A 21,158-nucleotide genomic window follows, 5' to 3' on the forward strand; every position below is an offset into this window, starting at 1 on the left:
ACTACCATTGGAAAACTATATCTAATATGTACAGTAACACATTGAGTAGCACGCCATTTCTGCTTCTCTTTGACTCATTTTCAGCCGCCATATATGAAACTTTTAGCTTCGTTGCCTCTTTATGGTGCTGAAATGAGTTGGTATTATATATATAGCTAAGTAAATTATGGGTTTCTATTGGAACGTGTGGAGCAAAAAACAGATTTTCCAAATACAAATCATTGCGAATAACTTCGTTCATATCTTTGGTTATTTCCAGATTAATGATTTGTGACAAATATATGGTTAGTTTAATAGCCTCAAGTATAATTCCGTTGTATAGAGGAATATCAACATCATCTGGATTGTAGTTTGTAATAACGCTTGCACCATCTTGCGGATAGTACTGATAGGTTTCTGTGGTGCTAATGTTTTCGAGTGGTGATGGCAATTCTCTTGTGCCGATTAGATTGCAAAAATAATCTGAAACATCGTTAATTTCATTTGATAACACGAGTGTATTATGAATAAAAGAATAATCCTCCGGCACAAATTTTTCTCCGATTATTTCGGAAAAGAAGCTGCTGACATTATTATATATTATCTCTGATATTTTATCGTTGGAGGGCGTTGTGCTTTCTTGCCCAAAGTATTGATATCCATTAATGGTCAATAGATTATAGTTGCCCTTCTTACCGAAAACATCATCTTTTTTTAGTGTACTCCCTGTTTCAAAATCAATGACCTCAAAAGTTATTATTAAAGTTCTATTCACTGAAAATATAACAGGATCAATTTTAAAGTATAATGAATCCGCTAAAACGGATTGAGCGTGGAGCAGTTTAATGCAAAATCCCGTACGCTCTATTATTTCATCAAAGTCATCTAGTGTATGCTTTTTTTTGATGGGTTCAAATGAAAAGGCGGTATTTTGTTGAATATAGTCACATTTCGCACTTAATTTTAACGTTCCTTTGGATGATATAAGTTTGTCATCCATCAACATATAGGTCAGATTATGTTTATCCAATAATGTATCTAAGTCTGGTTTTTGCTTAAATGATAGTTTGGATTTAGAATATTTTGTTGTTTCGTATGCACTCATAAAGACAATTGTGTCGCTCACCGAAACACCCCCTCATTATTTTTCTTAAAGTGTATATAATATGAATTTCCCATTATTGCTATTAAGCTCACATAAAATCAATGAACAAGTGACTTGCACGTTTCTACAATATCCACAATTATTATATATGATTAAGTAAATAATTTCCACTTATTCAAAATGTTTTTATTGAAAATTAAAAAGTATATACAAATGGATAAAAAAATGAATCTAAATTGTAAATCCCTGTACAAAAAAGCACTAAACCCAACTCCCCTTACAATTACTTTATCGTAAGGATATTTGAGTTTAGTACTGAAACTTTAGGTTATTTACACTTCCTCTTTGCTAATTATCGTTATAGCCGTTCTTAATTGTATTAAAACACATCTTCCAGTACTGTTCTCTTTCCAGTATTTTTTTTGGGTCATAAGATAATCCAAAATATTCTATAAGTGTGTATGTGAAGTACTCTTCAAAGTATTCGGATCCTTTTTCATTGTAAAGAGCAATCAACTTTTTATTACAACCGTGCTTGGAATCCAAATAATTGCCCCAGCGTTGTGCAACACCTTCTTCACCTGTTGCCGACCCAATATATAGTTTTCCATTCTTCGTATCCGTCAAGCAATAAATCCCGGTTACCTTTTTCATCGCCTCGTAATAGTTAGGCATAATTTTTCCGTTGAAAACATCCTCTAATTTTCTAAATGGCAACTGAAAAAGCAATGTAAGATAGTATTACTAACTTCTGATAATTGATATAATCATTATATAACGCCGACTTTTTTGTCGCATTTATAACTAAAAATAGCCGTTACTATTAATTAATCTAATATAACAATACTTCAAGATATCACATATTTCAACAAATTAATAACTAAGTCGTAAATTAGATACAATTTATTTATCGATTTTGATCTCAAGCAATGCTTGATTTAAGTAAAATATTAATTATTCTTAAAGTTCTTCAAAAAAGTACTAAATTCTATCACTAAATCTATGATAAAGTACGACTAAATGAAAAAAGTACTAAACTCGAATAACCTTGCAATCACTTTATTGTAAGGTTATTTTAATTTAGTACTAAAACTTTCAGTATAATTCCAATTTACAATCATGTCCAGAGTTATTGCAATCTAATATAATTTCTATAATTTGCAGGATAATGTCATTGCCAAGGCACGCTTTACTCTTGTTATAATTTATCCATTTTAGTAGTATCGGCTCTTCATATGAATGAGCACCAAAATCACCACGCAACAAATCATTGAAAGCATTAAAATTATGCCCTGTTTTCCAATCTAGATTCTTTGTAAGTAATTTATCTATTTCACAAAAGAATCCATCTAAATTACTAAAATTATTGCCATCTATAATAAAGCTCTTCATTATTTTCCCCTTTGCAATTCTACAGTAATGAGCTGCCCATCTAAACAACTGCGGAGCTCAATTTAGTGCTAAACCTTTCAGTTATTTTTAGAATACCACCTTAATTCTCGCATATCCAAATATATCGTGCAAAATCCCCTTTAATTGTTTTTTCTGCTCGGCAATAATCAACAATCTTTAATTGTTCTTCACATAACTTCTCTTTAATATCTGTTGCCGTAACGATAATCATCCGCTTTGCAATATGCCTGGCGTGCTTGATGATATCCCATTGCTTTTCTTCATCATAATGGCTAAAGTTATTATACGGTAAATCAATAATCACGGCATCGTAATATTCCGTGATCGTTTTCATGTCGCCTGTTGTTATTTTCGCATGATATTGATAGTGGCTTAAATTTTGACGGGCTAACTCGGCAACTTTAGGGCTAATCTCCCAGCCGCATATATTATATCCTGCAAAAACGCCCTCTAAGATGACCGTCCCTACCCCACAGCAGGCATCTATTAAGCGCTTTGAGGTGTCCCCTCTGCTAGCTGCATTGATAAGAACCTTCCCCATCTCTCCTCCTAATGCACTGGAAAAGGAGTAAGGCTTTTGCTTGTGGGAACGCCACTTGTAATTGTTTTGCTTTAAATAACCAAAGTACCAATAGTCTTGATAATAGGTAATACTTAACATGCTTTTAGGGGATTTAAACGAAGGGTATCCATATATGCGCAGGCCCACTTCTTTCGATAGCTTTTTACCTTGTCCAATATTAGGATCTCTGTTATACATGGGAACATATTTAACCATAAATTCACTGGCTCTAAAGTCTTCTGTCATAATGCGTTCTAGTATTTCATTAAAAGTTTTTTCCTTATATATAACCTTTATTCTATTCTTTAGAAAAGGGCTAACAGAAGGATCAACCTCTTTGTTTGTGAACAGCACTTTATCTTCGAACTTCTCATCAAAGAGCGCCGAAACTTCGAAGGCACATAAATTGTAATCCTGCACATTATAGTTTACATTGTAAATATATTGATCGTTATTCATCGTTAATCTCCACATGGCTCATGCCCTGTTATCTTTATTGATTTTCAAATTTTACTACAACACTCATAATTATTATATAGGATTAAAAGATTAATTTCCATATATTATAAGAGGATGGCTCATGCCATCCTCTTATAATATTAGACCTATTCTTCTTCTTCGCTCCAGCTGAAGCAATTCTTTCGGCCAAAATTTTAAAACTTGTTTTTTACTTCTTCCTTTGTCTCTGGCGTAAGTAGAAGTGGCCCAAATGGATCAGTGTTATTTTGCAAGATAGAAACATTGACAATGTCTATACTTTTGGCTGTGTAGAACACGGCAATCAGCTTCTTAGCTTTAGATAATTCAAGATCGGTTTTCATGTCTTTGGCTAGCAGCTGATAAAGCTCCTTCATGGAACCAATTTTTAGGTCAGATTTCTGTTTAATCATTGCCCCAAGAAAGGCCTTCTGCACTTCTATACGTCCAAGATCTCCTTCCAGATAGCCTTTTCTGTAACGAATCAGCATTTCTGCTTTCTCGCCGTCAAGAACCTGCTTCCCTTCCTCAAGATTGATAGACAGATTTTGATAAGGATCTTCGTATACCATTTTCATAGGCACGTCAAATTCTACGCCACCCAGTGCATCCACTAAATCTCGGAAGTTTCCAGTATCAAGTTTGATATAATTATCAATCTCAACTCCCAGCATTTCTTTCACTTTCTCTATGACCGCTTCTGGCGGATTTTCACTTGCATAACCGGAGAGTTTTCGCTGAGCAAGCCCATAATGCCCATCATCAGGCAAAACTTCTAAATCCCTTGGGAGAAAAGCAATGTTTACTTCGTTCCTGTCGTTGTTATACCCCAGCAGAAGAAAGGTGTCTGGAATGGCGGTGCCTTCTCCGCTGCATATTACCAGAACGTTGGCTTGATCATCTTCTAACTGCTCCGCTAGCGACATGGGATTGGACAACAGGCTGACGGCAAAGAGAACAATAAGGAATACGGAGATAACACCGACAGCTAGGCCGGGTTTCTTGTATTTTATGATATGTTTCACTCTTTCCCCGGCGTTGGTTTCACGAAAAGCCAGTGCACAGCTTTTTTGGATGTTTCCCTGGTTTGAAGCCATATGTAGCAGCGTTGATGCATAATCTTCCCTCGTTCCGGTCTTTAAAGCTTTCACTGCACCTTCGTCACAAGACATTTCCATATCTTTATTGAAAAGCCGGAAGGCAATCCATAAGATTGGATTGAACCAATGTACACATTGAGCTAGGAATGCCAAAGGTTTGACAAGATAGTCCAATCTTTTGATATGGTAAAGCTCATGGAGTAGGATATGCCGGAGCTGCTCCCTTTCTTCTTCGCCTGACAAATGGGTTATAGAAACTGGCAGCATCACTCTGGGCTTAAAAATGCCGTAAACAAAAGGCCCCGCCACCTTGTCCGACTCATACACAGCCACCCGCCTATTGCTGATTCCAGTTGCTAGCTTGCATTCTTCCACCAGTTGGTAATCCTCAAAGAACGTCGAAGTGCTCATACTTCGGCAAAGCTTTGTATAAGATACAGCATTATAAATCAGTAATAGGAGAATTCCCAAAATCCATAAGGCCACCATCGCTGCCATAAGATAATTTGCCGTCATGGGGGCAACGGACACCTGAGTCGGTAACAATCCGCCTGTCGAATCTATTGGTGTCTCCGGCAGCAGAGGAGCGCCCCCCAGTTCCTGTGCCTTATAGCCAGATAAAACCTCAAAGTTAAGGTTTCCTATCAACGAGGCAGCCTTTATGGAAGAAGTATACGTATCCAGCCCTGGCTTTATGCTTCCCAGCATACTGAATATGGAAGAAAAGGACACCGGCGAAACCATTCGGTATAAAACAATAGCCCACATCCCATAGGAAAAGGTGCGAGGTAGTGCCTTCCCTATGCTGGAACGTAAAATCATTATAATTAAGGCAGCCATTCCGGCAGTTATGCTCATATTCAAAACTGTCAAGCATATATTCAACACATTACTCCCCCCTTTGCGTTCTGCTGGCATCAATAACTCTCTTTAGTTCCATAGCTTCCTGCTCTGACAGTGGCTCTTTTTTTAAAAAGGTAGCCAGGAACATGGGCAGCGAACCCCCAAAGGATTTTTCTAATAGCTCTTTACTCTCTTGTATTTGAATTTCCTCTTTTGCCACCAGGTACGTCACGGTAGCATTTTCGTTCTTTAGCAGCCCCCTTTCACCTAATTTCCTTAAAACCGTATAGGTGGTTGACTTTTTCCATCCCAAGATCTGTGCACACAGGGCTACTAATTTTGTAGAGTTCACCGGTGCATGCTGCCAAACCACCTCCATAAATTTGTATTCAGATTCAAATAACTTATAATCGGACATTCGTTCCCCCTCCTCAGTCATCTCTAATATAGGTTTATTGCAATAAACTTTACAAAAATGAGTTTAACGCAATAAACCTCACCTGTCAACCATTTTATTAAAAAGCACTAAAATCTAAATGCTCTATGGTACATAAAGTAAAACTTGCTAACAAATGAATAAGCCGCGCCTATATAGGACATTGAATTGTAACAATGCCTATGTGGGCGCAGCTTATTTCTTTTGATCTAGGAGAGCTCTTTAAATAATTTTATAGAAATTACTGCATATCGTAACCGGTTTCCATCCGATTTACGGAATCTTCAATATATTGGTTAACCTCGCTTCTAGGTATATCCAAGGCTACAGCCAATTCGCTGTTTAACAGTTCCTCGGCGATTTTCTTGAACTTCTCGTCGGTCTGTCCTAGGTTCTTGCCCTGGAGCCGTACAGCCTTTCTCTTCACATAAACCGATTTCATAATGTAGATGAGATCGGTGCATTTGTGGGAAGACAGCAGCTTCTTATAATGCTCCTCCATCGCCTTATAGTTTTGGTTTTCAATGACCTCAGCCTGAATATGTGGAATTTCCTGGATGATTTGCTTGGCTTCAGACTTAGAAACGATGGGCCGCATGTAAATGCTGGTATCCACGGGAATAAAAATCTTTCCATCGCTGTATACAGGAGATAAGGTATAATATAATTTTGATGGGTCGATACCCCCTATTTCCGGGAGACCGATCGCTTCCACCCGGCAGACCCCCTGACTTCCATAAATAATAAGGTCTCCAACTTTATACATAAATGCCTCCTTTAAACTTAAACAGAACAACGGATATGGAACGTATCTGATGATAAGCCCTATATCTATGATACCACAAAAAAACATAAAAATGTAATTAATTTTTATTGATTTTTTTTTAATCCATGCTATAATACAAGGTTAGCATACATTGTCTTGCTTATTTTGTCATATGCTGTCCTTTTTTATATTTCTTCCCAGAAGTATCTGGTATGAATAAAACAAATGCACCAACAAAGTTAAAAAATAATTTCAAAGTTTGTTGGTGCATTTTCTGTAATTTCTTATTACGTGCAGAAATGAGGTATCCTTACTCTTGATTCTGCCTTCTCTCAAAGGCCAGTCTATCCAGATAGCCTTGTAAAATCAAGATGGCTGCCTGCTTATCAATGACATCTTTTCTCTTCTTGCGGCTTACATCCGCTTCAATCAGTACCCGCTCCGCCATGACTGTAGTCAGGCGTTCATCTTGAAAGACCAATTGAATATCTGCCATGCCAGAACTTTTTAACTTGTTGGCCAGCATCGTCTTAAATTCATAGACTTTCTCTGTCTGAATGCTGTCTGTGCCATCTAGCTTCTTCGGTAAGCCGATAACCACGGTATCACAGTTATATTCCCGGATATAATCCAGGACCTTTCCGGTGTCCTTGCGGATTCCCACCCGTTGGATGGTCGTAATCCCGTTGGCGCTCAATAGAAGCTCATCGCTGACCGCTACGCCGATGGTCTTATCCCCTACGTCTAAGGCAATCTTCCTCATATATCAATCCTCCGTAAATATCACTTTTGTGATATTTTCTACATCATTAAAAAATAAGGCGGACTTTCGTCCGCCCTTTTTCAGTCTGTATATTACTTTTTCAGAAATGCTCGCAGCAATTCCTCTACCAGATCATCCCGTTCGATGTGTCTAATGATATTTCTAGCGTTATTGTGGCCAGTTATGTAGGAAGGATCCCCTGAAAGGATATAACCCACCATCTGATCGATTGCATTATAACCTTTTTCATCCAGCGCATCATAAACGGTTTTTAAAATATCCTCCGTAGTTTTTTGGTCGCTTTTTTCCGAGCTGTTAAACATGATTGTGTTTCTATCCAATCCTACTCACCTTCTTCCTTTTCTATTATTATACACATATTTCCATAATTAAAACAACCCCCATTTTCATATTTAATATTGTTGTAATATTTACAGCAATATTATCATGAAATTTTGGAGAAAAAGATTACTTTCCGCTGACTAAGGCTTCAGCTACCTGGAAGGCATCCGCAATCTTGCTTGGGTCCTTGGCACCGGCCTGAGCCATGTCGGCCTTGCCGCCACCACCACCGCCGGCGGCGGCAGCAATCTGCTTAATCATATTTCCTGCATGATAGCCTTTTTCCAACAAATCATCCGTAACAGAGACCATAAAGGTAGCCTTGCCGCCGTTTTCCGCAGCGAAAACCAGGATGTAACCTTTGTTCGCCTTTTTGATGTCGTCTGAAATCTGGCGCAGGTCGTTAATATCGTAATCCGTAAAGGCTTTGGTCAACAACTTAACCTCGCCGATAACTTTTGCTTCATCCAGTATGGAATCCAGAGAAGAGCTGATGGCACTCTTTTTTATTTCTTCTAGTTCCTTTTTCAAGCCTTTTACTTCTTCTGACAAGCTGGACACCTTGCTGAGCAGACCTGACGGATTGGTCTTTAAGACTTCCGCCGCCTGTTCGATGACCGCCTCGGTCTCGTTCAGCCGTTTGGCAATGTTTAGACCAGTAGTCGCTTCAATTCGCCGGATACCAGCAGCTACGCCGGATTCGCTTAATATCTTAAATGCGCCAATTAAACCCGAGTTCGCCACATGGGTACCACCGCACAGCTCCTTGCTGAAGTCACCTACAGATACTACCCGTACCCTGTCGCCGTACTTTTCTCCAAACAGCGCAGTGGCTCCTGCCTTGGCAGCATCCTCCATGGACATTTCCTCAACTGTTACCGGCAGGAAGTGCATGATTTTATCGTTGACGATTCGCTCTACTGCTGTCAGCTGCTCTTTGCTCACTCCTTCATAGTGGTTGAAGTCGAAACGCAGGCCCTCTGCGTTCACGCTGGAACCAGCCTGCTGAATATGACTGCCGACAACTTCCTTCAGCGCCTGGTGAAGCAAATGAGTAGCTGTATGGTTTCTGGAAATGTGATTGCGCACAGGTACATCGACTAAGAGTTTTACGGTGTCTCCTACACTCAGTTGGCCTTTGACAATCCGCAGCTTGTGGGCGAAGTTGCCCTGAAGCTTCGTCACTTCCAATACCTCCGCTGTAAAATTGTCATGGAGGATAAGCCCATGGTCATAAATCTGACCACCGCTTTCTGCATAGAATGGAGTCTTATCCAAAATAATTCGGACATCGTCTCCCATTGCAGCCTTTTCCACGGAATTTTTATTGCAGAAGATGCCTTTCACAACGCCGGTATCAACCGTAGTCTTGTAACCGGTAAATTCTGTCTTGCTGCCAGAACCAAATTCTAAATTTTCTTCTGACCAACCATCGTCATCTACAGACTTTCTGGCAGCACGGGCCGTCTCTTTCTGATGGAGCATATTGGCATTGAAGCCATCGATATCGGCGGTACACTGATTTTCAGCCAAGATTTCCTGCGTCAATTCCAGTGGGAAACCGTAGGTATCGTACAGTTTAAAGACCTTTTCTCCGGAAAGTTCACTAGACCCTTCCTTTTTCAGCTGCTCCACATATTCGGCAATGATGTTGGTGCCTTGGTCGATGGTAGAGCTAAATTTTTCTTCTTCGATAGTAATAAGCTTGTGAATATAATCCCGCTTTTCTTCCAATTCTGGATACGCCTTGCCAGACATCTGGATGACCCGTTCAGACAGCTGAACCAGGAACGGCCCTTGGATATTGAGCAGCTTGCCGTGACGGGCTGCTCTTCTCAGGAGCCGCCTCAGGACGTAACCTCGACCTTCATTGCTTGGGCTGATGCCATCGGCAATCATAAAGGTAACCGAACGGATGTGATCCGTAATAATGCGGATAGATACGTCGGTCTTCTGTTTCCCATGTCCGTATTCGATTCCAGATTTTTCTACAACGCCGTCTAAGATATACTTAATCGTGTCAATGTCGAAGATGGAGTCCACCCCTTGCATGATACAGGCAAGCCGTTCCAGTCCCATACCTGTGTCAATGTTTGGATGAGCCAGGTCAGAATAGTTCCCTTCTTCATCCCGGGAAAACTGTGTGAACACGTGATTCCAGAATTCTACATAGCGGTCACAATCGCAGCCTGGCTTGCAGTCTTCGTTGTCACAGCTGTAGGATTCTCCTCTGTCAAAATAAATTTCCGAACAAGGACCGCAAGGACCAGTGCCGATTTCCCAGAAGTTATCTTCTTTTCCCAGCCGGACAATCCGTTCTTCTGGCAGACCGATTACGTTCTTCCAAATGTCAAAGGCATCATCGTCATCCTGATAAACCGTCGCCCAAAGCTTGTCCTCTGGCATGTGGAGCACCTGAGTGATAAATTCCCAGCCCCAAATTAGGGATTCTTTTTTAAAATAGTCACCAAAGGAGAAGCTGCCCAGCATCTCGAAGAAGGTACCGTGTCTAGCTGTCAGGCCGACGTTGTCAATATCACCGGTGCGGATACACTTCTGGCAAGTGGTCATCCGCTTGCTAGGTGGTGTTTCCAGCCCAGCAAAATAAGGCTTTAGCGGTGCCATACCGGAATTTATAAGAAGCAAACTCTTGTCCTTTTCAGGAACCAAAGAGAAGCTCTTTCTCTTATAATGCTCTTTGCCCACGTAAAAATTTTGGAAAGCCTCTCGAATTTCATTTAGTCCCAGTTTTTCCATATATATTTATTCCTCCTGTGAATTTTTGTCTTTATATCTCTTAAAAGTTTTTCTGTATAACTTGTCTAGTATACCATAAATTATAGTATAATTAAAGAACTTAATCAAGAAAATGCAGCGGTATAGAACGATAAAAGGATGGATGAAGTAATATGGAAAAGAAAGTTTTGGGAAATACAGGATTAGCGGTTACTCCGGTGGGTTTTGGGGTGCTGACCATGGGAAAAACACAGTTGGACAAGCCCCTTTACGAAGGAGCGGCTCTGCTGCGGTATGCCTTGGAACAAGGATTGAATTTTTTAGATACGGCCCAGTATTATGAGACCTATCCTTATATTCGAGAGGCGCTGAAAGGAACTAATTATGAACCAATCATCTCGTCTAAATGTTTGGACCCCTCCTACAGCCAGATGAAGGCGGCAGTAGAGGAAGCCAGAAGCGAGTTAAACCGGGATGTGATTGATATTTTCTTGCTGCATGAAGTGCGTAGCCAAGAGGATTGGCAAAACCGAAGCGGCGCTTGGTCCTATTTGCAGGAAGCACGAGAAAAAGGCCTGGTAAAAGCTATCGGTGTGTCCACTCACCATGTAGATGTAGCTTGGCAGGCTGCTCAAGAGCAAGAACTGAATGTGCTCTTCCCCTTGATTAACTTTAGAAGTTTAGGCATTCGCAAGGGCAATCAACCCGGCACGAAGGAAGAGATGGCTGCTGCTATTGAAAAAAATGCAGCTGAGGGCAAAGGCGTTTTCACCATGAAAGTCTTTGGCGGCGGTAACTTAACCGGCCATTACCTGGAAGCGCTGGATTATGTTCGCAGTCTTGCTGGCATTTCCTCCATGATGATTGGCTTCGGTCAGAATCAGGAGGTAGATCGAATTCTGGAATACTTGGATGGCTCTATCGACCCACATTACCGACCGGACATGACTAAAAAACAAATTCACATCGACAAGGGGGATTGTGAAAGCTGCGGGGCCTGCATCCGTCGATGTCCCAATCAGGCGCTATCTTGGTCACCTGAGGGCCAAGCAGCGGTGGATCATCAGCGCTGCTTGACTTGCGGCTATTGTGCGCCAGTCTGCCCCGTACGAGCCATTCTCTTACTCTAATCTACTGCAATACACCGTTAATCAGCTGTAAGATGGCAATGAGGATGGGAATGGATAGATAGAAGATGATAATCTTTCCGGCCAGCTCTACCTTGCTGGCAATAGCTCCCTCCCCGGAATCCTTGCAGAGTTGGGCGGTAAAATCAGCGATGTAGGCCACCACCAGCACTTTGATAATAATCGGAAAAAAGGTTTTTCCATAGGTGATGCTCCCGTAGATGTTTTGCAGGAAGGAAAAGACGGACATTAACTTTTCCAAAGCCATGGAAAAGATAATAATTACCGTGGCCAGCACTACATACAAGGCTAGCTCCGGCTTGAATCCCTTGACGATTTGGCTGCAAATGACGCCCACCAGAGCAATAAGGGCGATTTTAAGGATATCCATACTTCACCGCCTACAGCTCAAACAAGGTTTTTACTGTATCGAAAAACTCACTGATCATACGGATGATAAAGAACAGCACTACAATGATTCCTGCCAAGGTAGTCATCAGGGCATAATCCTCCCGGCCTGCCTTTGCTAGAATCTGGTTAATTACGGCTATAGCAATGCCGATTCCTGCTATTTTAAATATAATGTCAACATCCATCATCTTTTGTATCCTCCCCACTTTTATTCTTATTCATATCAATATAATGACCAGGGTGAGACCGATGGCAATGCCTAAACTTTTGTACATCTTTCCCTTGGTCTGATTTTCTTGCTGAGCTTGCTCTAGCTGTCCTTCAATCTGCCGGTAGGCCCGCTGGAGGACATTGGTCTGTCCATATACATCTGTCCCACCCAAGGCTTTTCCAAGGTCGCCGATAGCGGCGATATCATCTGATGTAAAAGCACAGTCTTCTTTTAGCTCCTTGGTATGGATCAGCCAGCTTTCTGCCAATGAGCTGGCTGCGCCTTTCAAGTCAACAGCCACTTTAGCAAATAAGTGCTTGGCGGCCTGTTCCGCCCTTTCTTGAGAAACCATTTCCAAGGCATCTGGCAGAGGTGTCTTGCGATAGGCAATTTCATCCTCCAGACCTTTTAAGCCTTCCAGGATGCTCTGTAAATTGGCAACTCGGCATTGATATTCCTGGGATTTCACGTAGCCCAGGCCGCAGCAAATCACAAAGATCAGTGTGTTTAAAGCAATGGCAATCAAGATTTTATCCCCCTTTTATTTTTTACAATTATTTACGTAATCTTTTTATGGTATAGTTCCTGGTTTTCCCGGGCATAAATGATTTCTCGGATGGACCCCGTCTTGGGCTGATTGGATAAAAAGACCATACAGGAAAAGATTCCTTTTTGTACCAATCCTCCAATGGCCGAGTTCAACAGGTCTTCATAGGAATTGCCGTGTATGGTGGTAATCAGGCTGACTCCAGCACACATGGCGGCTTCCACCGCATAAACGTCAGCACTTTTGCCGATTTCGTCGGTGGCAATAACATGGGGAGACATCGAGCGAATGAGCATAATAATGCCTTGTTCCTTGGGGCAACCATCTAATATATCTGTACGTGGCCCCAAATCATAATAAGTATTGCCCTTATAGCTGCCTGCCAACTCAGAGCGCTCATCGCAGACCCCTACCCTGTAGCCTCTGGTGCTCAGATTTCGGATTAGATCCCGTAAAAGAGTCGTTTTTCCGCACTTAGGCGGAGAGACAATTAAGGTGTTGTGAAGACTGCCGTCTTCCCTGAACAGATGAGGGAGACAGGCATCGGAGGCACCAATGACCTCCCGGCTAAAGCGGATATTTAAAGAGGAAATATCTTTAATCAGACGAACTGCGCCTTTTTCTAAAACCGTCCGCCCACAGACTCCCACCCGATGTCCCCCTTCCATGGTGATGTAGCCGTTAGCTAATTCCGTCTCATAGGCATAGAAGGAATAGTGCAGAATGCGGTTCAACAAGCTGGTCAGCATGTCTTGGTTCACGATGTAGGATAGCGCATATTCCTGATCGTTAGACAGGATGGAAACGGGCTGTCCGCTTTTAAAGCGGAATTCTTCTGCCTGATTTAAAAGGCTGTCGGGAAGAGCCCTCATCGCTTCTTCCAGCTCCTTCGGCAGCTTTGTCAATATACTTTGCAGATTTTTATCCATCTAACAACACCTCCATACCTTAAAGATATGGCTTGGACAAGAAAATATGATAAAAAAGAAGCGCAAAAAAACACATTCCCTTTCGGGAATGTGTAGTATATGAATTGGAGTTTATAGTTCTTCTCGTTCTGAGGTCTCTTCTGGCAGGGCTTTGGGTACGATATAGAGTTTTACTTTCTCGATTCGCCGTTCCTTGACGGATTCGATTTTAAAAACACAGTTTTCATATTCAATGACCCGCTCCTCCTGCTCGTCTTCATCCGGAATTTCGCCCAGAAGATCGATCAGCAGACCACCCAAGGTCTCACTGTTCTCGGATTGGAGATTCAAGTTCAGCTGTTCATCTAAATCATTTAAGCTGATAAACCCATCGACAATATACGTATTATCGTCAATCTTTTCAATGGGCAGTTCTTCTTCATCGTATTCGTCATCAATATTGCCCATGACTTCTTCAATGATGTCTTCCATGGTGACAATGCCGGAAAAACCGCCATATTCGTCAATCAGGATGGCAATATGCTGTTTCGAACTTTGGAGGTCGAAAAACAAGGAATCGATATTCTTGGTTTCCGGAACGAAATAAGGCTTTCGCAGAATTGGACGAATATCTACATTTTCAAACCCGGCTTCTCTAGCTTTTATCAGGTAATCTTTGATATGCAGTATGCCAATGATGTTATCGCTGTCATCCTCGTATACCGGAATCCTGGAATATCGAAGCTCCATGAGCTCATCGATATATTCTTCGGTAGGATCGTTAATGTCAATATAAAACACATCGGTTCGCGGTGTCATCACCTCATAGGCCAGCTTATCGTCAAAGGCAAAGATGCTGTTAATCATTTTCTTGCCGTTTTCTTTGAGAACGCCGGTCTCTTGGCCTACTTCCAACATGGACATGACTTCATCTTCAGAAAATTCTTCGTCGTTGGTGTTGGTCTTCTGTCTGGTCAACTTCAAGACGATATTCACAGAAAAGGATAAAATCCATACAAAAGGTTTGCTGATTTTAGACAGAGCCACAATGGGGCGTACCACCAGCATAGCTATGCTTTCTGCATGTTGCAGGGCAATTCGTTTCGGATACAGTTCTCCTAAAACAAGAGTGACATAGGACAAGATAATGGTAACTACTAAAATGGAGATATAGTTTCCATAGGCATAAGGGATGCCTAGCTTAATCAGCCACTGAGTCAGGCCATCCGACATGCCTACTGCTGCCGAAGCACTGGCTAGAAAACCGGCCAAGGTAATGGCCACTTGTATCGTGGATAAAAACACATTAGGGTTTTCCAACAAATCCCGCACCATGGCCGCTTTTTTATTTCCATCCTGGGCAAGAAGCTTAATCTTGTTCTTGTTTACCGATACGATAGACATTTCTGCCGCTGCAAAAAACGCATTTACAAAGATTAAAAATGCTAAAAATATAATTTGTGCCATTGCTGGCATACTGGGGTCCGAAGACATTTTTTCTTTCTCTCCTTTTTTCTAATCTAGGTCCTATCCATCACATGGGATATGCCCAGATTTCATAAAAAGCTATAACTAATTTGTTGTAATGCTAGTACACATTACAATTACTACGAGTATACCATCTTATCGCTTCTTGCGCAACATAAATCCAGCAGTAACAGGCTGATTTACCTTTATCTGTAAAAGTTGTTGCGGATGAGGCGCTGATTCCAGTGGCTGACCGTCTTCATCCAGCAGAACCTCTAAGGTCTGAGTGAAAAAGTCCGTATAAGGGCCAAAAATCTCAATTTCCTCCCCTACGCTCATCTTATTCCGCTGTTCTACCAGAGCTAATCCGGTAGCGGCATCATAGTCCTTGACCAAGCCGGTAAAAGAATACTCCCTAGTATAGGCGCTGGTTTGATAGTCCTGATCCTTATTGGTGGCTTTATCAAAATAAAACCCAGTGGTGAACTCTCGGTGACTGACTTTTTTCAATTCCTGCAGCCATTCCTCTTGAAATTCATAGTTTTCAGGATTCTCATAGTACGCGTCGATTGCTTTACGGTAGGCACTGACGATGGTGGCTACATAAAAGACACTCTTCATGCGCCCCTCTATTTTGGCGGAGGCAAGACCCGCTTCAATCAATTCCGGGATGTATTCAATCATACACAGATCTCTGGAATTTAGAATATAGGTGCCCCGCTGGTCTTCCTCTACCGGATAATACTCATTTGGCCGCTGCTCCTCTACCAGACTGTATTTCCACCGGCAAGGATGAGCACACTGCCCCCGATTGGCATCTCGCTCAATCATATAGTTGCTCAGCAGACACCGACCGGAATAAGAGATGCACATAGCGCCTTGAACAAAAGCTTCCATCTCCATTCCCTCCGGCAGCTTGCGCTGAAGCTGATGAATCTCCTGGAAAGTTAGTTCTCGAGCTAAAACAATGCGTTTAACCCCCTGGTGGTGCCAAAACTCGGCAGCTTTGAAGTTCGTCATATTGGCCTGTGTGCTCAGATGAAGCTCTGCCTGAGGAATAGCCTCCTTCAGCAAGAGCAAAATGCCCGGATCGGAAACCAAAAAAGCATCGATATCCAAATCCTTAATTTTGTTCAGGTATTCCTCAAAAGGTTTGATATCTTCATTGTGAGCATATATATTTACCGTCAGATAAGCTTTTTTTCCTCTGGCATGAGCGTATTCTACCCCTTCTCGGATTTCCTCCAGGGTGAGATTTCCTGCCCCTGCCCGCAGGCTGAACATTTCTCCACCGAAATACACGGCATCTGCACCGTAATCGATGGCAATTTTTAATTTTTCCAAATCTCCGGCCGGAGCCAAAAGTTCTATTTTCTTCATAACATCCTCTGTGTTCATAATATTTTTATCGTAAACAAATCGATTTATTTACAGTTGAAGTAGGCTTATAGACAGCCCATCCCCTATCGGCAGCATAGCCGTATGACAGTAGTCCAGTTGGTGAATATATTGAACGAATTCCCGCATTTTGCGAATATTAGTCTTGTGCTTTCCCTGAACGTCGTATTGATTGGATACAGTCATAGCTTTCATCAATACGTTGTCACATAAGATCAGTGCATCTTTTTTTGCCAGGGGAAGTGCAGACTCCCAAAAACGCTGGTAATGACTTTTGGCTGCATCAATAAAGATTAGGTCAAAAGGTGAATCGTTTTCCTTTGAAAGCCGTTCCATAACCTGGGAACCATCTCCCTGATATACCTGTATCCGCTGACTGTAGCCTAGCTTTTCAATGTTTTGCTGAGCTACTTTAGCCGTTTCTTCATTATATTCAATGGTGACAATTTGAGTCCCTTCCCAAGCAGCAGCAAAGCAACAGGCCGAATAGCCCACCGCCGTGCCCACCTCCAGAATTCGCTGGGGGCGTTTCATGCGAATGAGATTTAAAAGCAACCCTTCTGTATCTTTCAGAATAATCGGCACCCGAGCTGCCTCTGCTTCCAGCCGCAGTTTCCCCAGCTCAGCCGTAGGCGGCTGATAAAAGCCATCCAAATATGCGGTTACCTGCTCGTTAATAATGTTCATAACCGTCTCCCTTACAGTGACTTAATATAAGCCTTTTTATTTTTCATGAACTCTTCATAGGTGTTGGAAAATTTATGTGTTCCATTTTGATCGGCGCTGAGCACGTAGTAATAATAGTTGGTGCTGGCCGGGTATAAAGCAGCTTCAATGGAGTCGATTCCTGGTGAGCAAATCGGTCCTGGAGGCAGCCCTGTGTTTTGGTAGGTATTGTAGGGGGAATCCACCTGTAAATCTTTATTTGTTAAACGGCTCTTATGCTCTGGCAAAGCATACTGCACCGCCGCATCAATTTGCAGGGGCATGTTAATGGCCATGCGATTGTAGATGACGCTGGCTACTGTAGGCCGTTCGGCGGAAACCAAGGTTTCTTTTTCAATCAACGAGGCAATGGTGACAATCTGATACATGCTGTAGCCCATTTCCTGAGCTCGGGCATAATATTCCTCCCCCACCAGCTTGTCAAACTGTGACAGCATCTTCTGGATGATATCGTGTTCACTGGCAGTAGTATAAATATCATAGGTTTCAGGATATAAAAAACCTTCCAGCCGATTTTCTCCCGGAGGGAGAAGCTCCATAAACTTGTAATCAAAGGAACCCGATTGAACTTCTGAAAAGAAAGCTTCTTGATTGATGAAATTCTGGGCATGCAGCCGCTCGGCTGTTTCCTTTACGGTCAACCCTTCTGGAATGGTGAAGCGGCTGGTGCTGGAATCCCCCGATATAATAATGTCCATAATCTGCTGAAGCGTCATGGAAGGTGACAGGGAATATTCTCCCGCTTTGTACTTCCCATCATTACCATCTATTTTGGACAGCAGTTGAAAGCGGCCAGCGCTGGCTATAATCTGTTCTTCCTGCAAAATCTGTCCAATATTGCTGGTGCCAGATCCTTGAGGAATGTTTACGGACAGCACCTGAGTGTCCCCTGCATTCAAGGGTTTTCCCAAGTTGCTTACATACCAGATGGATAATCCCAACAAAAGCAGAATAATCAGCAGTAAACCCCCTGCATACTTTTTTCCTGGCGCATGGCGCCGGCGTTTTTTTCCCATATGTGTTACCTCTTTTACTATGAATATTTCCTAGAGTATAACTAGAAAGGGGCGTTCAAGAACGCCCCTTTTCACTATCGTATTCAGTTGCTGCGATTATTTAGATCTTCCTAAATAATCACCTGTTCTTGTGTCGATCTGAATAACCTCGCCTTCTTCGATGAAAATTGGAACCTGAACAGTTGCACCGGTTTCAACGGTAGCCGCCTTTGTTACGTTGGTGGCCGTATCGCCCTTTACACCTGGTTCTGTTTCAATAACCTTCAGGTTGACAAAGTTCGGGGCTTCTACCATAAATGCGGAACCCTTGTAGAACTTGATGGTGGCATCATCGTTTTCCCGCAAATACTTGATGGCATCTTCTACTTGCTCTTCCATGAGCGGAACCTGCTCAAAGGTCTCTTGATCCATAAAGTAGTAAAGTTCCCCATCGTTGTACAAATACTGCATCTGCTTTGTTTCAATGTGTGCCTTCGGAAATTTATCGTTAGGGTTAAAAGCTTCTTCTCTGGTAGCTCCTGTCAGGATATTCTTGTACTTGGTTCGTACGAAAGCAGCGCCCTTTCCAGGTTTTACGTGCTGGAAGTCTAGGATTACATGGGGTTCACCATTTAGTTCAAAAGTAATACCTTTTCTAAAATCACTTGCGTATAACATATTTTACTCCTTTATAATTAGTGTACGTTCATTTAAAAGACCTCATTTTGGAGAATCATTAAATCGTTTACAGATTTCACGGTATATATTATACCAAAAGATGGACCCGTTGCCAAGTCCTCAAGTGAGAACTGTGCTACTGATTGCTGCCAGGAGCAATTACTTCTCCGAGGATTTTGTAAATGTCGTTCATCATCAGTGAAAAACGCAGCTCTGCCTGCAAATACTGTGCAGCCAGAGGATCGCTCATCATGATTCCATACAACTGCTGAATCTGACCGGTAAATTCGGCATCAATTTCCTGACCTGTGAGCTGCATGGTCTGCATTTCCATCTGCTTGCCTTGAAAATCGTTAATCATCGCTGTGATTTCTTCATTTTGAGAAACCGTGCTCTTCATGGCTTCGTACTGCTTTAACTCTTCTGAATCCTTAATGGCGGTGGCCAGGTTTCTGGCTAAATCATACACATTCATCTCTTATACCTCCAAGAATATAGGAAGGATTACCGGACTTCTTTTGGTCTTCTTATAGATAAAGCCCCTCAGATCGTCTCGGACAGCCCCCTTCAGTGCATTCCAATCCTTTATATTTTCCTCACAGCAGCGCTCTAAGGTTTTGGTTACCAGCTTTCTGGCCTGATCAATAAGATTTTCATTTTCCCGTACATAGACAAAACCCCGGGAAATGATGTCCGGACCAGAGCAAATGGTTCCGGAAGACCGATTGATGGCCGCTACTACAATAATTAATCCAGATTCAGACAGCAGCTTTCTGTCTCGGAGCACAATGTTGCCCACATCTCCTACGCCCAGGCCGTCTACGTAAATAGCTTGTGCCGGCACTTCTTCGTTGGTGATTTCTGCGCTGTTGGACGTTAGGTTCAGCACATTTCCGTTTTCCAGAATAAAGATATCCGACGGATCCTTGCCGAGGCTCTCTGCAATCTGAGCATGTCGCTTCAAATGCCGATATTCCCCGTGAACCGGCATAAAGAATTTTGGCCGAATCAAGGAATGCATTAGCTTCAGCTCTTCTTCACAGGCATGTCCGGAAACATGGATGTCTGCAATATCAGAATAAATTACATCGGCACCCTTTTCAAACAACTTGTTGACCACGTTGGAAACCGTCTTTTCATTTCCCGGTACCGGGCTGGAGGATAAGATAACCTTGTCCCCTTTTTTGATGGTGATAGCCTTGTGGTCGGCGGAAGCCATTCTGGACAGAGCGGACATCGGCTCCCCCTGACTTCCGGTAGTGATGATAACTAATTCTTTATCTGGAATATTTTTCGTCTTATTGATGTCTACCAACACGTTGGCTGGCACTTTCAAATAGCCCAGCTCCATGGAGATGTTCACTACATTCACCATGCTTCGCCCCGATATGGCTACTTTTCGTCCTACCTTCACTGCATTATCGATGATTCGCTGTACCCGGTGTACGTTGGACGAGAAGGTAGCGATGATGATTCGAGTCTCTGAATTTCGGAAAATATTTTCCAAAGTGATGCCTACTGTCTGCTCCGACATGGAGTAGCCAGGCCGGGTAGCGTTAGTGCTGTCGCACAGCATCAGCTGAACCCCTTTGCTGCCCAATTCTGCCAAGCGGGCAAAGTCCATAGGTGCTCCGCCGATTGGCGTATAGTCCACCTTAAAATCTCCGGTATGGAAAACCCGACCCGCCGGTGTCTCAATACACCAGCAGATGGAATCCGCTACGGAATGGGTACTGCGGATGGCTTCCGCAGTAAATACCCCCAGCTGAACCTTATCTCCATGAGCTACAGTATTCATCTTCGCTCGGATTCCGTGCTCTTTCAGCTTGTTCTCCACTAAGCCCAGCGTTAGTCTGGTGCCATAGATTGGGGCATTAATCTGCTTTAAAAAATACGGGATAGCACCAATGTGGTCTTCATGACCGTGGGTTAGGATAATGCCTTTAATCTTCGCTTTGTTCTTTACCAGATAGGAAAAATCCGGGATAACGATGTCAATTCCGTACATTTCATCTTCAGGGAAGGACATGCCGCAGTCGATGATTAAGATATCATCCTTGTATTCCAAGACGGTTATGTTTTTACCGATCTCATTTAACCCGCCTATTGGAATAACTCTCAATGGAGTGCTGCTCCTTTTGTTACTTCTTTTTCTCATTCTTTCTCCG

General features: G+C 42.4%; 22 protein-coding genes. 1 reads left to right on the top strand and 21 read right to left on the bottom strand.

Annotation, left to right across the window (positions count from 1 at the left end):
- Nucleotide 1 precedes the first annotated feature (1 nt).
- The 10 genes from Ami103574_RS08820 to alaS form a co-directional block, all read right to left on the bottom strand.
- Complete coding sequence (locus tag Ami103574_RS08820) at nucleotides 2–1,105, bottom strand: hypothetical protein (protein WP_163066672.1); 1,104 nt, start codon at nucleotides 1,103–1,105, stop codon at nucleotides 2–4.
- A 327-nt stretch (nucleotides 1,106–1,432) separates the two neighbouring features.
- On the bottom strand, nucleotides 1,433–1,738 hold the full coding sequence (locus tag Ami103574_RS08825) for a GIY-YIG nuclease family protein (RefSeq protein WP_163066673.1): 306 nt from the start codon (nucleotides 1,736–1,738) through the stop codon (nucleotides 1,433–1,435).
- A 441-nt stretch (nucleotides 1,739–2,179) separates the two neighbouring features.
- Nucleotides 2,180–2,476, bottom strand: a complete 297-nt coding sequence (locus Ami103574_RS08830; protein ID WP_163066674.1) for a barstar family protein — start codon at nucleotides 2,474–2,476, stop codon at nucleotides 2,180–2,182.
- 100 nt (nucleotides 2,477–2,576) lie between these two features.
- Entirely contained in the window at nucleotides 2,577–3,518 is a 942-nt protein-coding gene (locus tag Ami103574_RS08835; RefSeq protein WP_163066675.1) for a TRM11 family SAM-dependent methyltransferase, read from the bottom strand.
- Between the two features lie 194 nt (nucleotides 3,519–3,712).
- A complete protein-coding gene (locus Ami103574_RS08840) occupies nucleotides 3,713–5,554 on the bottom strand; it encodes a M56 family metallopeptidase (protein ID WP_163066676.1) in 1,842 nt (613 codons plus the stop codon).
- Nucleotides 5,526–5,897 carry a BlaI/MecI/CopY family transcriptional regulator gene (locus Ami103574_RS08845; RefSeq protein ID WP_163066677.1) on the bottom strand — a complete coding sequence of 124 codons (372 nt, stop codon included), beginning with the start codon at nucleotides 5,895–5,897 and terminating at the stop codon, nucleotides 5,526–5,528. Before Ami103574_RS08845 ends, Ami103574_RS08840 begins: the two co-directional genes overlap by 29 nt.
- A 259-nt stretch (nucleotides 5,898–6,156) precedes the next feature.
- Nucleotides 6,157–6,681, bottom strand: coding sequence for a CarD family transcriptional regulator (locus Ami103574_RS08850; protein ID WP_163066678.1), 525 nt, complete (start codon nucleotides 6,679–6,681; stop codon nucleotides 6,157–6,159).
- A gap of 310 nt (nucleotides 6,682–6,991) precedes the next feature.
- The gene (gene ruvX, locus Ami103574_RS08855; protein ID WP_163066679.1) at nucleotides 6,992–7,444 is read right to left on the bottom strand and encodes a Holliday junction resolvase RuvX; all 453 of its coding nucleotides are present in this window, start codon (nucleotides 7,442–7,444) and stop codon (nucleotides 6,992–6,994) included.
- A gap of 92 nt (nucleotides 7,445–7,536) precedes the next feature.
- Nucleotides 7,537–7,785: an IreB family regulatory phosphoprotein gene (locus Ami103574_RS08860; RefSeq protein WP_456298132.1), complete on the bottom strand. Its 249-nt coding sequence runs from the start codon at nucleotides 7,783–7,785 to the stop codon at nucleotides 7,537–7,539.
- 127 nt (nucleotides 7,786–7,912) lie between these two features.
- Complete coding sequence (gene alaS / locus Ami103574_RS08865) at nucleotides 7,913–10,543, bottom strand: alanine--tRNA ligase (RefSeq protein WP_163066680.1); 2,631 nt, start codon at nucleotides 10,541–10,543, stop codon at nucleotides 7,913–7,915.
- Nucleotides 10,544–10,695: 152 nt separating this feature from the next.
- Between alaS and Ami103574_RS08870 the strand changes: the two genes are divergently transcribed.
- Nucleotides 10,696–11,652, top strand: coding sequence for an aldo/keto reductase (locus Ami103574_RS08870; protein WP_163066681.1), 957 nt, complete (start codon nucleotides 10,696–10,698; stop codon nucleotides 11,650–11,652).
- 1 nt (nucleotide 11,653) lies between these two features.
- On the opposite strand, the gene Ami103574_RS08875 is transcribed toward Ami103574_RS08870, so the two are convergent.
- The 11 genes from Ami103574_RS08875 to Ami103574_RS08925 all read right to left on the bottom strand — a co-directional run bounded on the left by Ami103574_RS08875 (nucleotide 11,654) and on the right by Ami103574_RS08925 (nucleotide 21,148).
- Nucleotides 11,654–12,040 carry a SpoIIIAC/SpoIIIAD family protein gene (locus tag Ami103574_RS08875; RefSeq protein WP_163066682.1) on the bottom strand — a complete coding sequence of 129 codons (387 nt, stop codon included), beginning with the start codon at nucleotides 12,038–12,040 and terminating at the stop codon, nucleotides 11,654–11,656.
- A 10-nt stretch (nucleotides 12,041–12,050) separates the two neighbouring features.
- Complete coding sequence (spoIIIAC, locus tag Ami103574_RS08880) at nucleotides 12,051–12,248, bottom strand: stage III sporulation protein AC (protein ID WP_330586982.1); 198 nt, start codon at nucleotides 12,246–12,248, stop codon at nucleotides 12,051–12,053.
- A gap of 30 nt (nucleotides 12,249–12,278) precedes the next feature.
- Complete coding sequence (locus Ami103574_RS08885) at nucleotides 12,279–12,797, bottom strand: stage III sporulation protein AB (RefSeq protein WP_163066683.1); 519 nt, start codon at nucleotides 12,795–12,797, stop codon at nucleotides 12,279–12,281.
- Nucleotides 12,798–12,829: 32 nt separating this feature from the next.
- Nucleotides 12,830–13,747, bottom strand: a complete 918-nt coding sequence (gene spoIIIAA / locus Ami103574_RS08890; RefSeq protein ID WP_163066684.1) for a stage III sporulation protein AA — start codon at nucleotides 13,745–13,747, stop codon at nucleotides 12,830–12,832.
- A 111-nt stretch (nucleotides 13,748–13,858) separates the two neighbouring features.
- Nucleotides 13,859–15,220, bottom strand: coding sequence for a hemolysin family protein (locus Ami103574_RS08895; protein ID WP_163066685.1), 1,362 nt, complete (start codon nucleotides 15,218–15,220; stop codon nucleotides 13,859–13,861).
- Nucleotides 15,221–15,349: 129 nt separating this feature from the next.
- A complete protein-coding gene (locus tag Ami103574_RS08900; RefSeq protein WP_163066686.1) occupies nucleotides 15,350–16,573 on the bottom strand; it encodes a peptidase U32 family protein in 1,224 nt (407 codons plus the stop codon).
- 48 nt (nucleotides 16,574–16,621) lie between these two features.
- Entirely contained in the window at nucleotides 16,622–17,278 is a 657-nt protein-coding gene (locus tag Ami103574_RS08905) for an O-methyltransferase (RefSeq protein ID WP_163066687.1), read from the bottom strand.
- 11 nt (nucleotides 17,279–17,289) lie between these two features.
- Nucleotides 17,290–18,333 (bottom strand): endolytic transglycosylase MltG, encoded by a 1,044-nt coding sequence (mltG, locus tag Ami103574_RS08910; RefSeq protein WP_163066688.1) that lies wholly within the window; start codon nucleotides 18,331–18,333, stop codon nucleotides 17,290–17,292.
- 96 nt (nucleotides 18,334–18,429) lie between these two features.
- Nucleotides 18,430–18,990 carry an elongation factor P gene (gene efp, locus Ami103574_RS08915; RefSeq protein ID WP_163066689.1) on the bottom strand — a complete coding sequence of 187 codons (561 nt, stop codon included), beginning with the start codon at nucleotides 18,988–18,990 and terminating at the stop codon, nucleotides 18,430–18,432.
- A 136-nt stretch (nucleotides 18,991–19,126) separates the two neighbouring features.
- Entirely contained in the window at nucleotides 19,127–19,465 is a 339-nt protein-coding gene (locus Ami103574_RS08920; RefSeq protein ID WP_163066690.1) for a YlbF family regulator, read from the bottom strand.
- A gap of 3 nt (nucleotides 19,466–19,468) precedes the next feature.
- Entirely contained in the window at nucleotides 19,469–21,148 is a 1,680-nt protein-coding gene (locus tag Ami103574_RS08925) for a ribonuclease J (protein ID WP_163066691.1), read from the bottom strand.
- Nucleotides 21,149–21,158: the final 10 nt, after the last annotated feature.

It is taken from the genome of Aminipila butyrica, assembly GCF_010669305.1.
GTDB lineage: Bacteria > Bacillota > Clostridia > Peptostreptococcales > Anaerovoracaceae > Aminipila > Aminipila butyrica.

What these genes read in the sequence shown, in the direction of transcription:
- Ami103574_RS08825 (WP_163066673.1), bottom strand. Translation starts at nt 1,738, where the DNA reads ATGAAAAAGGTAACCGGGATTTATTGCTTGACGGATACGAAGAATGGA.
- Ami103574_RS08830 (WP_163066674.1), bottom strand. Translation starts at nt 2,476, where the DNA reads ATGAAGAGCTTTATTATAGATGGCAATAATTTTAGTAATTTAGATGGA.
- Ami103574_RS08835 (WP_163066675.1), bottom strand. Translation starts at nt 3,518, where the DNA reads ATGAATAACGATCAATATATTTACAATGTAAACTATAATGTGCAGGAT.
- Ami103574_RS08840 (WP_163066676.1), bottom strand. Translation starts at nt 5,554, where the DNA reads ATGCCAGCAGAACGCAAAGGGGGGAGTAATGTGTTGAATATATGCTTG.
- Ami103574_RS08845 (WP_163066677.1), bottom strand. Translation starts at nt 5,897, where the DNA reads ATGTCCGATTATAAGTTATTTGAATCTGAATACAAATTTATGGAGGTG.
- Ami103574_RS08850 (WP_163066678.1), bottom strand. Translation starts at nt 6,681, where the DNA reads ATGTATAAAGTTGGAGACCTTATTATTTATGGAAGTCAGGGGGTCTGC.
- ruvX (WP_163066679.1), bottom strand. Translation starts at nt 7,444, where the DNA reads ATGAGGAAGATTGCCTTAGACGTAGGGGATAAGACCATCGGCGTAGCG.
- alaS (WP_163066680.1), bottom strand. Translation starts at nt 10,543, where the DNA reads ATGGAAAAACTGGGACTAAATGAAATTCGAGAGGCTTTCCAAAATTTT.
- Ami103574_RS08870 (WP_163066681.1), top strand. Translation starts at nt 10,696, where the DNA reads ATGGAAAAGAAAGTTTTGGGAAATACAGGATTAGCGGTTACTCCGGTG.
- Ami103574_RS08875 (WP_163066682.1), bottom strand. Translation starts at nt 12,040, where the DNA reads ATGGATATCCTTAAAATCGCCCTTATTGCTCTGGTGGGCGTCATTTGC.
- spoIIIAC (WP_330586982.1), bottom strand. Translation starts at nt 12,248, where the DNA reads ATGATGGATGTTGACATTATATTTAAAATAGCAGGAATCGGCATTGCT.
- spoIIIAA (WP_163066684.1), bottom strand. Translation starts at nt 13,747, where the DNA reads ATGGATAAAAATCTGCAAAGTATATTGACAAAGCTGCCGAAGGAGCTG.
- Ami103574_RS08895 (WP_163066685.1), bottom strand. Translation starts at nt 15,220, where the DNA reads ATGTCTTCGGACCCCAGTATGCCAGCAATGGCACAAATTATATTTTTA.
- Ami103574_RS08900 (WP_163066686.1), bottom strand. Translation starts at nt 16,573, where the DNA reads ATGAAGAAAATAGAACTTTTGGCTCCGGCCGGAGATTTGGAAAAATTA.
- Ami103574_RS08905 (WP_163066687.1), bottom strand. Translation starts at nt 17,278, where the DNA reads ATGAACATTATTAACGAGCAGGTAACCGCATATTTGGATGGCTTTTAT.
- mltG (WP_163066688.1), bottom strand. Translation starts at nt 18,333, where the DNA reads ATGGGAAAAAAACGCCGGCGCCATGCGCCAGGAAAAAAGTATGCAGGG.
- efp (WP_163066689.1), bottom strand. Translation starts at nt 18,990, where the DNA reads ATGTTATACGCAAGTGATTTTAGAAAAGGTATTACTTTTGAACTAAAT.
- Ami103574_RS08920 (WP_163066690.1), bottom strand. Translation starts at nt 19,465, where the DNA reads ATGAATGTGTATGATTTAGCCAGAAACCTGGCCACCGCCATTAAGGAT.
- Ami103574_RS08925 (WP_163066691.1), bottom strand. Translation starts at nt 21,148, where the DNA reads ATGAGAAAAAGAAGTAACAAAAGGAGCAGCACTCCATTGAGAGTTATT.